Here is a 14,305-nt window from a genome sequence, read left to right as displayed (position 1 = left end):
TGGGACAAATTTAAACATCTTTTTTATATTTCCTATAAAGTCTATAGAAATTATAGTTTTATTTGAAATAAATCTTTTTTGCCTTTAATTTAGCAGATGAAGACGGGGTTTATAACGATATCAGATCGCCGGGAAAAATAAGCTTAAAGGTACTTCCAACCTCCGGTTCGGAGCTTACTTCGATTTTTATCCGATGAAAGCCCGCGATTGATTTTACAATAGGAAGCCCCAGACCAAAACTATCCTGCTGGAGTGACTGACTGAATTTTTTAAACCTGTTAAAGATGTGCGGCAACTGGTCAGGGTTAATACCAATTCCGCTATCAATAATTTCGACGACAAAAATTTTATTTACCGATGAACCTTGTATTTTTATGCTCCCGCCTTCTTTATTATACTTGATGGCATTATTGATCAGGTTAAAGAACAAATTGAACAATAAAAATTTGTTAACGTGTATCAGTTTCCAATCGCCGGGTATTTCAATTTGACAATTAATATTTTTTTCCTGGAAGCGGATAGAGATTTCGTCATAAACCTCTTGTATGAGTTCTGATAGTAAAATATCATCCTCTTTTAAGAACTGATCATTTTCAATTTGAGAAATCAGCAGCAAAGTTTTAGTAATGCTTTTTAAGCGGTTAAGTATTTTCTGCATTTCGAGCAGGCGCACTTTTGTTTCATCAACAATGTCATCCCGCTCAAACATATTTTCGATCTTTGACTGTAAAATGGAAATCGGCGTCATTAATTCATGTGAGGCATTCGAAATAAATTCGCGTTCCTTCTGGAATGTATTTTCAATAGTCTGGATCATTTTATGAATGCTGATATCCAGGTATTCAAAATCCGATGTTGTGGTCCTTACTTTCTTATAAGGTGTGTGATGAGGGAATTTATGCCCAATGAGTTTGGTTTTGATGATCATCCCCAATGGTCGCAATACATAAGTCGAATATATCTGGTCGGCAAGGATGGTTAAGAGTACCATGCCTAAGAGTATTTCAAAAGCTATACTTTGTAAAGGGGCTGTTGTTTCATTTATAGTGTCGACGCTTTTACCTATCTCGAGCAAATAATTTGTTTTATTAACTTTAAAATTATGACTCAATATCCTGTATTGGATAGTATCACCCTCAACAAGCCGGTTTTCATTAATAATGGTATCTATATTCTCATTTAATGAATCAACATCAATACTAACATATTCTTCCTTAAGCAAAGCATTGTAACTACCGTAGCTTTCTCCGTTCTGAATGTAGTTTTTTATGCCCGGTCCCTTTACAATTTTCAGTACCTTATCTTTTTGCCTGCGCAGCCAGTTATCTGTATAATTTCGATTGATATCCCTGATCAGGGTGGGTAGCAATAACACAAACAACACCACAATTACCAGTTTTGAAATGGTATTAAACAGCGTTAATTTGGTTCCGAGTTTCAATACTTAATTGTTAATGTTTATACGGTAGCCCAGTCCCCGCACTGTTTCCAGCCAGTCGGGAGAGCCAAACGCATTCAATTTTTTCCTGATGTTTTTTATATGCGCATCAATATAGTTGGAGTCATAATCGTCATTCACTATGCTTCCCCATATGTGCTCACTTAATTGCGACCGTGTGAGCGTCCTGTTTTTATGCAATAGCATATAAGCTATCAGATCAAATTCTTTTTTTGTAATAGTGCTAACTGTAGTATCCCCAAAAGAGATACTACGGTTGGTAAGATCGATTACAAAGTCGCCTAATATAACAGTAGAGTTTTTTAATCCGAATTTTCTTCTTGTAATAGCCTGCATCCTGCTTTGCAATTCAAGTAACGAAAATGGTTTTGCCAGGTAGTCATCAGCGCCAAGGTCAAGGCCTTTTATACGGTCGTTAACCTCGGCACGGGCAGTCAGTATAATACACGCAGCTTCAGGGTTATATTTTTTAGCTTCTTTAAGTAGATCCAGCCCTTCGTAGTCAGGCAATCCAAGATCGATCAATATAAAATCGTATAAGTTTGTTGCGATCCTTTCAGATGCCGACAAGCCATCAAAACATATTTCACAGATGTAGTTGCAGTTGGTTAAAAATATCTCCAACTCCGTGGTTAGTGCTTTTTCGTCTTCAACAATCAGAACATTCATACAGGTTAATAAAAAACGTAATAAAACGTCAGGTTATAAAACGATTCTTTGTGGTTTCTTAATATACCTTCAACGTTTACAGGTATGGAGTATCTATAAGCAAACTCAAATGTATAGTGAGGCCTGTTGTAAGCAACTGGAATTTTAAAGCTGTAATTAAGCATGTCGAAATCGCTGTTGCGCGCAGCATACTTTGACGGATTTATTGGAGGCCCTATTGGTTGATAATTACCAAGGTGGCCAGGATGATTTAAAGAATACTTTTCAACAAAGTTTTGAGTGCCCAAAATGATATTTATTCCGGGATTAAATGATAAATAGTCCTTATCATCAAATATGCTCCAATTTGTTTCGATGTATTTTGAGTTATTGATAGTAAGAAAAAAGTCGTTTGATTCGCCAAATAAATAGTCCAGTATAATACTGGATCTTAATATTTTCCAATCATAAGCGTTATTTACGTTGATATCGTTTGATGAGGCAGACTTAATGATGAGCGCATTCTTGTCAAAAATGAACCTGGTATAGCTTGCATTCCCCGAAAAGCCTGAGGAGACATGGTAAAAATACCCTGCACCGAGGTCAAGTTCATCAACGGCCGGTATCGAGCCTAGAACTTTGTAAGCCGAGCCATAAACAAATACGCCTGATTTGGAATTATAAATAACATCAGCATTTAAGAATGGGTATCTAACTGGCCCTGTACGGCCAAAAAAGCTTGCATCGCTGCCATAACTAACGCCTGCAGATACAGATCTTTTTCTAACCACAGTATCAGTATCTGCTGTTATCCTGGTCGGATCATTTATAAAAATGCGATGCCCGGGTATGCCGGCATTAGCATTCAAACAAATTGTTAAAAAGAGCAGGACGCAGATATACTTCATTTTAGTCAATACGTAATTTTATTAAAAGTGATATAGTTAATTGCCATTTCTTCTCGGTATTTCAGGTGGACGTTCCAAGCCCGGAGGCCTGCGCTGCCTTTTTGGTTTTGCTTTATTTGCAGAATTTGCATCCGCACCGTCATCAAGTTTCTCCGGTTTGGGCAAACGTTTAGCTTTTGCAACCTCTTTTACTTTCTTTTTATCGTCGGGGTCAGCTTGCTTTTGCTTAGTTTTTTTATTGAGTGTAGTGTCAATACTCAATTCTTTGGATGGTTCCAAACTAACGTAATTATGATTGTGATCAAGCTTGATTTTAGCAGAAGATAAACATGGTATGAGTATCAAAAACAGGACAATATACACAAACCACTTAATCATTTGGAAGAGAAAAACTTAATTTTTTTTTCAAACGTTATTAATCAAAAATTGGATAGAAATCTTCCGTATTTGTACTTCAGTTTGTAACTATAAGCTTTATATACCAAAAATGGAAATTTTTAAGCATTATAGACTGTTATCCAAAGGAATAATACTAATCTATTGTAACAATAATAAGGTTTATAACCCCTTTAACTACAGATTATACTGCGGGTATCTACAAAAGTTTATACAGTAAATTTTATGTGATGAGGGGTTTTGCTGCTGTTCCGGTTAAGATAAATAAGCAATTTCCCTGGAAGTATAAATCCGGTCATGATCATCAACAATAATACAGGCTAATTGCTGTAATTGATTGATCAGGTAAAGCCCGGCATTCACTCCCATTGACATCACTGGCGTTGCCATTGCATCAGAAAGTTCAGCTGTGGGGCTTACAATGCTTACACTTTTCAATACGCTAACCGGAAAGCCTTTTTTAGTATCAAGGTTATTTGGGTGTTTTTTATTGCTGATAGTAATATTCTTTTCGAAATTACCAGATGTAGCAACAGCCATATTACTGATATTGATATCAGCGTAAGGATGGTTGTCACGGCTTGGATCAGCTGTTGCAATAGTCCAGGGCTCATTATTAGGCAATAGGCCCCATGTCAACAGATCGCCGCCGGCATTGATCACACCGCTTCTTACACCCATCATTTGTAAAACATACTTAGCCCGGTCAGCAGCGTATCCCTTACTTATTGCGCCAAATCCAATGCGCATTCCCTTTTCTTTAAGAAAAACGGTGGTATTCTCCTGATCAACCAATACATTTTTGTAGTTGGTGAATTTTACGGATTTGCGTTCTATTTTTTGAACGTCAATTGCTTTCTCAGAAGTGCTATAGGTAATATCGAACGCACCATGTGTAAGTTCTGATATTTTTAATGAGCGTTCAACCAACCTGTAAATTTCTGCACTAACTTTTATAGGTTTGATACCTGCGTTACGGTTAATTTCATTGATCTGGCTGTCGTCGCTAAATGCACTCAGCAGTTTTTCAACCCGGTTTATTTCGTCAACAGCGCCATCTATGCAATTATCTGCCCCAATAGGGTCATTGCCAACCACACTTATTTCGAACAGATTTCCCATCAGGCGTACCGGACGCCTGAAAATATTTAAGTCGTTGTTGTAGGTTTTAACAGCTAACATGGGCAAATGAGTTTACAGGTATAATTAAAATCATCACTTTCAATTTTATAACGCCTGGGCAGAACACACCTCAAGCATTATTTATATCGAAAGTACAGCCCTATTATGAAAATAAAATGAAAACGGAGGCCCAGTTAAAAGAAAAATAAATTTTAAAGAAAACTGACAGCAGAATGATAATTAAGCGATGGTTCCCTCTTTTAGCATTTCGGCATTTTCGGCAAACTGTAAAGCTTCCAGTATTTCTTGTATGTCGCCATTCATTACTCCGGGTAAATTATACATAGTTAGACCGATACGGTGTTCTGAAACACGTCCCTGGGGATAGTTATAAGTACGTACTTTAGCAGAGCGGTCGCCGGTTGATACCATGGTTTTGCGTTTCTTGGATATTTCTTCCAAATGTTTTTGCAATTCCATTTCAAATATCCTTGAACGTAGTACCTGCAAAGCCTTATCGTAGTTCTTCAACTGTGATTTTTGGTCCTGGCATTGCGCAATTATGCCTGTTGGTATGTGAGTCAAACGCACTGCCGAATAAGTTGTGTTAACTGACTGCCCGCCTGGTCCTGACGCACAGAATAAGTCTTTTCGGATATCACTTACATTCAGTTCAATATCAAATTCATCTGCCTCTGGTAATACTACCACGCTGGCTGCAGAGGTATGTACACGGCCCTGGGTTTCGGTATCAGGCACTCGTTGTACGCGATGAACGCCGGATTCATATTTTAATGTACCGTAAGCATCTTCAGCAAGCACATTGAAAACAATTTCTTTGTAACCGCCTGCTGTTCCTTCGGTATAGTCGACCAATTCAGTCTTCCAACCGCGTTTTTCGCAATAACGCATATACATACGGTAAAGATCTCCTGCAAATAACGCTGCCTCATCACCACCTGTGCCACCGCGTATTTCAACTATAGCATGTTTTGCATCTTCCGGCTCTTTAGGGATCAGCATCAGGCGTATCTCTTCTTCTTTCTCGTCCTGTTGGGTCAATAATTCGTCCAGCTCCATTTTAGCCATCTCGCGGAATTCTTCATCCTTTTCGGTTGCTAAAATTTCCTTGTTGGCATCTATATTGCTCATGATGTTGCGGTAGATATTATACTCGTCAACAATTTTAGCCAAATCCTTATATTCCTTATTCAGCTGGGCATAACGCTTCATATCCGACATTACATCCGGATTGCTTAATTCGGCCTCCACATCTTTCCAACGCTGATTTATTGCTTCTAACTTCTCTAACATAATTATGGATCGCTATACTGCAGGTTTATACCAAACAGTAAAAAATCGCACAAAAATACGAAATTTTAAGGACTTTTTTATCAAGTATCAAGAGCGGATAATGTTATTACACAGAAGCCACAATTGGTTTTTCGAAGTATTTTAGTGTTAGGTCAGTGCCGTCAAATTCGGCGTAGGTAAAATAAGTTACCCATTCGCCCAGGTTGATGTAGCGGCTTTTTTCATCAAGCCTGATATCAAATGGCTTATGCCGGTGGCCAAAGATCAGGTAATCATAATATTTGGTTTTCAGCAGGTCTCGCGAGTAAGTGACCAGCCACTCCTGGTGTTCTGGGCGCAACTCATTTTTGTCTTTATTAGCAATACGGCTGTGGCTTGACCAGCGATTGGCAATCCCCACACCCAGGTTAGGATGAATACGCGCAAAAAGCCATTGGCAAAAATTACTTCTGAAAACCTTTTTTAATACTTTGTACATGTTATCACCCGGGCCCAAACCATCGCCATGGTGTAAGTAGAACTTTTTGCCATTGCGCTCTATTTCCAGTTCATTACTGATGATGACGGCGCCGAATTCTTTAGTAAAGTAATCGAACATCCACATATCATGATTGCCCTTGAACAGATAGATTTTTATACCTGCATCTGCCAGTTCGGCCAGTTTGCCTAAGAACCGGATATAGCCTTTAGGAACAACAGTTTTATATTCGAACCAGAAATCGAAAACATCACCCATCAAAAACACTTCGGCGGCATCAGTCTTTATCATATCCATCCAGCGAACCAGGCGGTCTTCGCGCTCGCGGCTCGAAACATAGCTGTTTGCACCTAAATGAAAATCGGAAGCAAAATAGAGTTTGTTGCGGGTTGACATCTGCTGCCAAAAGTAAGGTATTGAGGCGAAAGGTAAAAGAGCAGGAGAATATCAGGTTTTGGTCAAATTCGGATTTAATGCATTTTAGCCAATTCATAGTCCGATATTTGATAATCTAATATTCATTATTTAATTCCAATGAGCAATATCCTTCACATCCTCAACGGCGACTCTACCGCGTATACTTTTGAACAAACCGGGCTTGACGGCGATATATTGGTTTGGCGGGAAATACTTTCGCAAGGGCCGTTGCAGGAAGACATTTCATCTGCTGATTTTTGGAAGGCACGCGAAGAATGGATATCCAAGGCTTTTAATGACAGGCCTGAACATTACCAGGAATATGTGCTTAATCCACTGGCAAAGCTAAGTGAACCCTATGAGGAAATTACCCTTTGGTTTGAGTTTGATTTGCATTGCCAGCTGAATATGCTTGGCGTTATGGCAATGATGCGTAAAAGGACTGATCTATCTGCACCTGCAATATATCTTGTGTGCCCATGTGAATATCCTGGTGTCGCCGATTTCAGAGGGATGGGGGAACTCAACAGTGACCAGTTAGAGGATTTGTATGATGACCGGGAAAGGTTGAATGAATACGAATTCAATTTAGCTTCTGAAGCCTGGAAGCTTTATGTAAGCGGAGATGATGTTGCACTTGAAAAATGGATTGATGGCAATACTTTTTGGGGTGCCCTGCGTTTACTTAAACCCGCATTACAAGCCCATTTGCAAAGGGTAAGGCTGAACGAAAATGGCTTAAACCATATAGAGCAAAAGCTACTGGATATTTATAAGAACGGGATAAAAAATAAACAGGCTATTTATGAAGATTTCTGGAAAACAGAAAAGATCTACGGCATGGGTGACCTTGAAATTGATATTTATCTTCAAAGGCTTGCTGACAAAAAATTGATCGATCTGTAAATTATAATCTATACTAATTGGTTGTTACTGCAATAGTTGGGGTAGGGTCGCTTTCATTCTTCATCCTGTCCAGCGCCGTCACAACATACAGATATGTTTTGCCCCTTTGCGCGGTTCTGTCATCGTATTCAATATCATCAGTGTACTGAATGTGTATAATATATTTTGGATCTGATAAATTCACTTTTTCTGTTCCTAAAAAACGGTAGATCACATATCCATAGGCCGTTTCATCGTCTTTTGCGGTATCCGGGGCCATCCATTTTAATTTTACTCCGTTCCCTGTGGCTTTTAGCGTTAAGTTTTTAGGCGCATTTGGAGCAATTGAGTCGCGCCAAAGCATTACAGGTGGTAATGCGGGATATTTATAATAATTGGTTCGGAGTGAATCGGTAAGGCCAAGCGGATTTTTCATCAACGTGTTGTTGCTGAAAAATACACTGCCTTCTGTGCGGGGATTATTCCGCAGGTATTTTATTTGGTTTGGTATCTCGGCAGGGTTTTGAAATGCCCGTGTTCTGGGTTCGAATGCACGATATGGTGCATGACCTATGTATAGATGCCTGCCATAGGTATTATTACTCCACCAGTCAACCAATTTACCAAAGTCCATTAGTCTATCATTCATCGACCTGTAAAGCTGAGGAACAACATAATCAATCCAACCCTCTTTCATCCATTTGCGGGCATCAGCATACAATTCATAATAAGTTTCGAGCCCATGTGTGTCCGAGCCTTCAGGATTATGGCTTTTATTTGCCCAAACTCCAAACGGACTAACACCGAATTTAACATAAGGGTTATGTTCGTGAATGCTGTCATTCAGCATTTTTATTAATAGATCAACATTATTACGGCGCCAGTCATCAATATTTGTAAAACCTGCCGCGTAAGTTTTAAAAGTTTGTTCGTCGTTTATTCTCTGCCCATCAATTTTGTAAGGGTAAAAATAATCGTCCATGTGCACGCCGTCGATATCATAATTATCTACTACGTTTAAAATTACTTTTACAATATAGTCGCGAACCTCAGGAATACCGGGGTTAAATAATTTTATCCCACCATAAGTAAAAAACCAGCTGGGTTGCAGGTTAGTAATATGATTTGGACTAAGGCTTCTGAAATTGCTGTCAAAAGTTGCACGATAGGGGTTAAACCAGGCATGAAGTTCCATACCGCGCTTATGCGCTTCTGTTATCGCAAACTCAAGCGGGTCATAAAGTGGGCCAGGGGCCTGACCTTGTTTACCGGTTAGCCATTTAGACCATGGCTCAAGGCTTTTAGCATAAAAAGCATCTGCGGCAGGGCGTACCTGCAAAATAATTGCATTAATGCCGGCTGCCTGATCAGCATCCAATATGCCCAATAGTTCCTTTTTTTGTTTATCCGGAGATGCATGTACATCGCTTGGCCAGTCGATGTTTACCACAGTGGCTACCCATACGCCTCTAAACTCTCGTTTGGGCTCGGGCTTTATTACATGTGCAGTGTCTGTTTGTGCATGTGTTTTTAGAAAAATAAATAACAGAAAGGTGAAAAATATTAAATGTTGGTATAAACGCATCAGGAGGGCATTTTTAAAAGCTGCAAAGATATAAACTCATCAAACTGTTTTTTTATTATACCGACAATTAATACGGTTTTTGTGTTTTCACCTTTTTGTATTTATATTTAACCGTCGTTTACCTATAAAATCATGCTCAATGGCAGTAACATTGTCATAATTTTATCATTTTTACGTTTATTTAATTTAAAAGGATTGTAAACAATTGATCATTCTGTTTGTTACACCAAAAAATAGTAAAAATTTAAACGTTTAAAAGTCAAAATTATTCACTTTATTGATAGTGGGTAGTTTTGCTAAACAGACCTAATTAAACTCAAACTAAAACTAAAAAACCGTTATGGAAAATCAATCTGGGCAAACACCTAAAAAGAATTCGAATGTAATTTATTTTCTGATTGTCGTAGTTTTAGCTTTGCTGGGAACTGACGTATACCTGTATCTGCAAAAAAATAAATCAGATACTAAAATTGTGTATCAGGATGATGAGAGAAACAGATTGAAAATTGAATTGGATAGCCTTGAAGCACAAATTGAACAGGTAAACACCGGTAAGGCTAAAATGTCTGCGGCGATGAAAGCTAAGAACGATTCGTTGGAATCGAAGATCAAAGTTTTGCGTGTACAATTGGCAAAAGGCAAGCTTACGCATGCTGAGCTTGCAAAGGCCCAGGAAGATGTTAAGCAATTAAGGTATTTTGTAACCAAATATACTGCTGACATTGAAGAGCTCAAAAAGCAAAATACTACCCTGTCCAATGAGCGCGATACACTCAAGACCAACCTGGCCAGCACTACAGAAAAGGCAACCACTCTTGAAAAGCAGAACCAGGACCTCGATAGTAAAGTCAAAATCGCCTCGGTATTAAAATTGGCAAATGCCGATATTGTTGCCTACAAAATAAAAAATAGCGGCAAAGAGGTTGATGTAACCCGTGCAAGTCCCGCCAAAAAGATAAAGATCAACTTTACTGTTGCGGAAAACAACGTAGCAGAAAAACGCTTGCATGATGTTTATCTTCGTATTCTTGATCCTACAGGTAATTTAATTACTGATCCAAAAGATGCCGGAACTTTTAGCTCTGACGGGCAGGACCTTCAATATACCTACAAAACATCAATTGATTTTAAGAATGATGGCACTGGTTATACTATTGATTGGATTAACCCAACACCTCCATTTCAGAAAGGTACTTACACCGTGTTGTTGTATACTGATGGTTCAACAATGGGCAAAACTTCTTTTAGCTTAAAATAGTCTTTATAAAAAATATTGATTAAAAGTCCTGCTTATAACAAAGCAGGACTTTTTTTATAAACTTCAGGAAGCTTCAGGAAGACTAAAATAGAATGTGGTTCCTATACCAATAGTCGTTTCGAACCATACCTTACCGCCGGCATTTTCAATAGAGTTTTTTACAAAAGCAAGTCCAAGTCCGGTGCCCGAGCTTTTGGTGGTAAAGTTTGGTTCAAATATTTTTTCGCGCAGATTTTCTGGTATCCCGTTACCATTATCCTTCACTCTGAGCAGGATATTTTTAGCTGTGATCAAATGGCTGATCTCAATTATACAAAATCTTCCCTGCGGTGTTGCTTCAATAGCGTTCTTTAGCAGGTTATTAAAGCATCGTAGCAGTTGGTCTTTGTCGGCATTAATAAGAAATGGATTATCAGGAACCTGGTAAATGATCTTCACATTGTCCATTTGCTTAAAAATAGTAACAGCTTGTGTAAGCACTTCAAAAATATTCATTTGCTCTATCCGGGTATCAGGCATTTTTGCAAAGGCCGAAAATTCTGAGGCAATAGAGGACAGACTTTCAATCTGCTCGACAAATGATTTACTGAACCGTTCAAATTTCTGGTCAAATTTAGGATCCTTGTCTCTCCATGATTTCTCGAGTAACTGTAACCCTAATTTTAATGGAGTTAACGGGTTTTTAATTTCATGTGCTACCTGTTTAGCCATTTCGCGCCATGCGCTTTCTCTTTCTGACTGTGCAAGCTTTTGTGCGCTTCGTTCCAATGCAGCAATCATATTATTATATTCGGAGATCAATGCACCTATTTCATCGTTGCGCTGCCATTTTATGGGCTCGTTCTTTTGCCCGTAAATGGTTTTACTTAAGCTGTACTGAATAATATTTAATGGGTTGGTAATTTGCCTTGCAATAATAACTGCAAGCAAACCTATAGCAATAAAGATCAATGCATAGATGTTGATCATCGCATTAAGCAGCGAGCCTACACGGCTTCTATAATCAGCTTCATTTGAAAAGTAAGGTAATTGTAAATAGCCCAGGGTGCGTTTAGAATCTTTTATTGGTATGTAAGCCGCTTTATAATTCAAGTCGCCTATGATCTCTGTATGCAGGTATTCTGATTTTTGTAGTTTATTAAGATAGATATAAGCGGTTCCGTTTATCCGTCGTGCAAGTAATCCGTATTCATATATTTTAGGCTGGGTCGAAACCAGTTCGACGCCATTGGTATTAAATAGTGTTAAGTCGGCAGAATAAGTATTGGCAAATTCATCAAATTTAACCTGGAATTCGTCATCGACTTTAATAAACCCATTGTTGATCAAACCGCTATTTTCAAAAGCCTTGCCAATGCGAGCTATCTTATCACTGATTACATTCTCCTGTTGTTCGTTATACTGGTCAATTATAGACACATAGGTTATTATTCCGACTAATACAAGGGTAACAACTACTGCAAAAACTATAGAAAGTTGTATACGTGTTTTATAAAGTATTTTGTCAAAATTTAACCGGAGTGCCCAATGCCAATAATTATCCTTTATATACATTATCCTTATACGTGCCCATAACCATCTGATACTGATAACTGCAACCCCAAAAAACAGAAAGACAATGAAAAAGAAAGTGATTGATGTTATCGTATTCAAAATAATATCATCCGCCTTGCTCACAACAATAAGATTGCGTTTGGTGGGTTGATAGATTAAATGATTGTACCGTGTTAAAATGCCAAACCTTGATGGCTCATTACTAATAGTGCTTTTAAACAGGTATTGTTTAACCTTGCCTTTAAATTCATTATTGATAAGACTGTAAACATACAGGCCGTTTTGCGTAAGCAGCTTACCGTCTGTATAAAAGGCATACGAATAATCCTTAAAAACGTCATCTGGTCCAATTTGGCCGTCGATCAGTATTTCGGGGAATGAATTTTCACCATGTAAAAGTTTTGATTCTAATTCTACAACAATGGTTCCAACGTTGTCATCGTTTTTATATATGGGGAGCAATGCTAAATATTTTTGCACCCCAAAGGTTCCGTTATTGCGATAGAAATAATCAGAGACTTTGTAAAAGGATTCAAATTTGATCATATCTCTGAACACATTCAGATCATAGGTTTTGTCAGCAGATAATGCTTCTCCCTTATAGTTGAATTCGTATATCTTAAACTCATATTTTGCAAGGTATCCGTCAAAATATATTTTTTGAAAATGATCTTTTAAGTAACTGCTGTTGTGGCTCGAGTCTGTAAAGTATTGTTTGATAATAGGATCGTTGGCTATCTTTCTATCAATTTTTTGGAAGATCGAATTTGCCGTTACATCATCAGGACTTTCTAGTTGTTGTACAAATACTTTACGTGTTTCCTTTTCCTTGACAGCCTGAAAATGATTTAGTTTTATTGCTGAAAGAATAGCGCATAGCAGTATAATAGTGATCATGGCGGCTGAGGTTAGTTTGCCCTGATCATACTCATATGCATAGCCTCTTATAATTATCCATGCAGCCCAAAATGCATAAAACGCTGTAATTTCATTATCATAATGCCAAGCCATAATAGTGCCTGCTATTGCTGCTAATACAACAAATATGACCTTATGCGAAATGGGAACGGACAATTTGTTACAGACGGTTAACGAAATTTCTGTTAACAGATAGAAGATCAGAAAGCTGAAGCAAAGCATTAAAACTCCTAAAATGCTAAAGGCTGACAAGTTTAGCACATTGTTTACATTGAAGTTGATGTTTGAATAAAAAACCAATCCGTAAAAAAGTTTCAGCAATACGCTTGCGCTTATAAACAGAACTAATGCACAGGTTATTGCAATTGCATAACCTGCGATTTTATTATAAATATGCTTTAATAGTTTATCCTTATGCCGGTAGATGAAAATCAGAAACCAACTGATGCACACAATATTAATACAGAAATCACCTAATGTTGGAAAGAGCCTTGATGAGGTGTAGTTTGCTGAATTAAAGACCTCAGGCCGATGAGTAAACACCGGCCAGCCATAATGCAAATTGAGATACCTTATCAGAATTATAAATGTGCCTAATATCAGGATCGATAAAAAGATGTAACCTTTAAAAGCAAAATAATTACAGATACTATGGATAAGCAGGAATAGAACCATAGCACATAATATCCATATCCCCACTTCAAAATAAAAGAACTTATGACCGACTTCGTTCTGTCTTACTTTCACAGAAAAAAGGTAAGTGCCGTTGGTGCTATGCACCTCATAAATGTTTCTGTCAGTAAAATCTGCTATTTCAATATTATTGTCGTTCAGCAAATCTCTGGCAAAGGTATTTCGCAGATATTTATTTTGAACCCTATAATTTATTTTTACAGGTATAAAAAAGATGGCCGAAAAATTACCTTCGCTTTTTTTTATTACCTCATAATATCCGTTGGCTTCCTGCACAAATGAATAGCCTTCGCGTACAGCATCCGGGTGGTGTGGTATTGTCTTAACACCGCTCCAAAATACAAGGTGGCCGTTTTTGAATGTAGTGGCCCATATGTTTTCATCGGTGGTAAAAGCTTTAATGGTTTTAAGGGCCTCCTGTTCATCTTCATCCAGCGTTTTTAATTTATTAAAGCTCGTTTTATTGCTGATCACATCGTTTACAAGCTCTTCCTTTTTATTCAGGTTATTTTCGAGGGTTTGCCCGGTTTGGTAAAGATTGTTTTTAGGTGTATAAGTATTCTGGACGATGAGTGCCGTCAACAATAAACTGGCAAATAGCAAAGCCAGCAAAAGCCGTATTTTCGCGGAGGTTGTCAAGATTTAACAAGGTAGTTTAAAAATACAATAT

11 protein-coding genes are annotated in these 14,305 nt (G+C 38.0%); 2 read left to right on the top strand and 9 right to left on the bottom strand.

Translation table 11 applies throughout. The features are described from left to right. Positions 1-109 precede the first annotated feature (109 nt). The 7 genes from ACPPVU_RS24445 to ACPPVU_RS24415 form a co-directional block, all read right to left on the bottom strand. Positions 110-1,441, bottom strand: a complete 1,332-nt coding sequence (locus ACPPVU_RS24445; protein ID WP_426669355.1) for a sensor histidine kinase — start codon at positions 1,439-1,441, stop codon at positions 110-112. Between the two features lie 3 nt (positions 1,442-1,444). Next, positions 1,445-2,128: a response regulator transcription factor gene (locus ACPPVU_RS24440; RefSeq protein ID WP_426669354.1), complete on the bottom strand. Its 684-nt coding sequence runs from the start codon at positions 2,126-2,128 to the stop codon at positions 1,445-1,447. A gap of 5 nt (positions 2,129-2,133) precedes the next feature. Then, positions 2,134-2,976 carry a hypothetical protein gene (locus tag ACPPVU_RS24435; protein WP_426669353.1) on the bottom strand — a complete coding sequence of 281 codons (843 nt, stop codon included), beginning with the start codon at positions 2,974-2,976 and terminating at the stop codon, positions 2,134-2,136. A 75-nt stretch (positions 2,977-3,051) separates the two neighbouring features. Then, on the bottom strand, positions 3,052-3,294 hold the full coding sequence (locus ACPPVU_RS24430) for a hypothetical protein (protein WP_426669352.1): 243 nt from the start codon (positions 3,292-3,294) through the stop codon (positions 3,052-3,054). Positions 3,295-3,666: 372 nt separating this feature from the next. Then, positions 3,667-4,593 (bottom strand): FAD:protein FMN transferase, encoded by a 927-nt coding sequence (locus ACPPVU_RS24425; RefSeq protein WP_426669351.1) that lies wholly within the window; start codon positions 4,591-4,593, stop codon positions 3,667-3,669. Between the two features lie 180 nt (positions 4,594-4,773). Further along, positions 4,774-5,847, bottom strand: coding sequence for a peptide chain release factor 1 (prfA, locus tag ACPPVU_RS24420; protein WP_426669350.1), 1,074 nt, complete (start codon positions 5,845-5,847; stop codon positions 4,774-4,776). A 106-nt stretch (positions 5,848-5,953) separates the two neighbouring features. Further along, positions 5,954-6,721 (bottom strand): UDP-2,3-diacylglucosamine diphosphatase, encoded by a 768-nt coding sequence (locus tag ACPPVU_RS24415; protein ID WP_426669349.1) that lies wholly within the window; start codon positions 6,719-6,721, stop codon positions 5,954-5,956. A gap of 138 nt (positions 6,722-6,859) precedes the next feature. Here ACPPVU_RS24415 and ACPPVU_RS24410 point away from each other — a divergent pair, with 138 nt between their 5' ends. Continuing rightward, the gene (locus ACPPVU_RS24410; RefSeq protein WP_426669348.1) at positions 6,860-7,648 is read left to right on the top strand and encodes a DUF1835 domain-containing protein; all 789 of its coding nucleotides are present in this window, start codon (positions 6,860-6,862) and stop codon (positions 7,646-7,648) included. Positions 7,649-7,661: 13 nt separating this feature from the next. On the opposite strand, the gene ACPPVU_RS24405 is transcribed toward ACPPVU_RS24410, so the two are convergent. Further along, entirely contained in the window at positions 7,662-9,212 is a 1,551-nt protein-coding gene (locus ACPPVU_RS24405; protein ID WP_426669347.1) for a glycoside hydrolase family 10 protein, read from the bottom strand. 340 nt (positions 9,213-9,552) lie between these two features. Between ACPPVU_RS24405 and ACPPVU_RS24400 the strand changes: the two genes are divergently transcribed. Beyond that, positions 9,553-10,470 carry a hypothetical protein gene (locus tag ACPPVU_RS24400; RefSeq protein ID WP_426669346.1) on the top strand — a complete coding sequence of 306 codons (918 nt, stop codon included), beginning with the start codon at positions 9,553-9,555 and terminating at the stop codon, positions 10,468-10,470. 63 nt (positions 10,471-10,533) lie between these two features. Here the strand turns inward: ACPPVU_RS24400 and ACPPVU_RS24395 are convergent, their stop codons facing one another. Beyond that, on the bottom strand, positions 10,534-14,274 hold the full coding sequence (locus tag ACPPVU_RS24395; RefSeq protein ID WP_426669345.1) for an ATP-binding protein: 3,741 nt from the start codon (positions 14,272-14,274) through the stop codon (positions 10,534-10,536). Positions 14,275-14,305 lie beyond the last annotated feature (31 nt).

It is taken from the genome of Mucilaginibacter sp. McL0603 (assembly GCF_049992945.1).
GTDB lineage: Bacteria > Bacteroidota > Bacteroidia > Sphingobacteriales > Sphingobacteriaceae > Mucilaginibacter.
The sequence above is the reverse complement of the archived record's forward strand: the minus strand, read 5'-3'. Positions and strand labels throughout refer to the sequence as shown.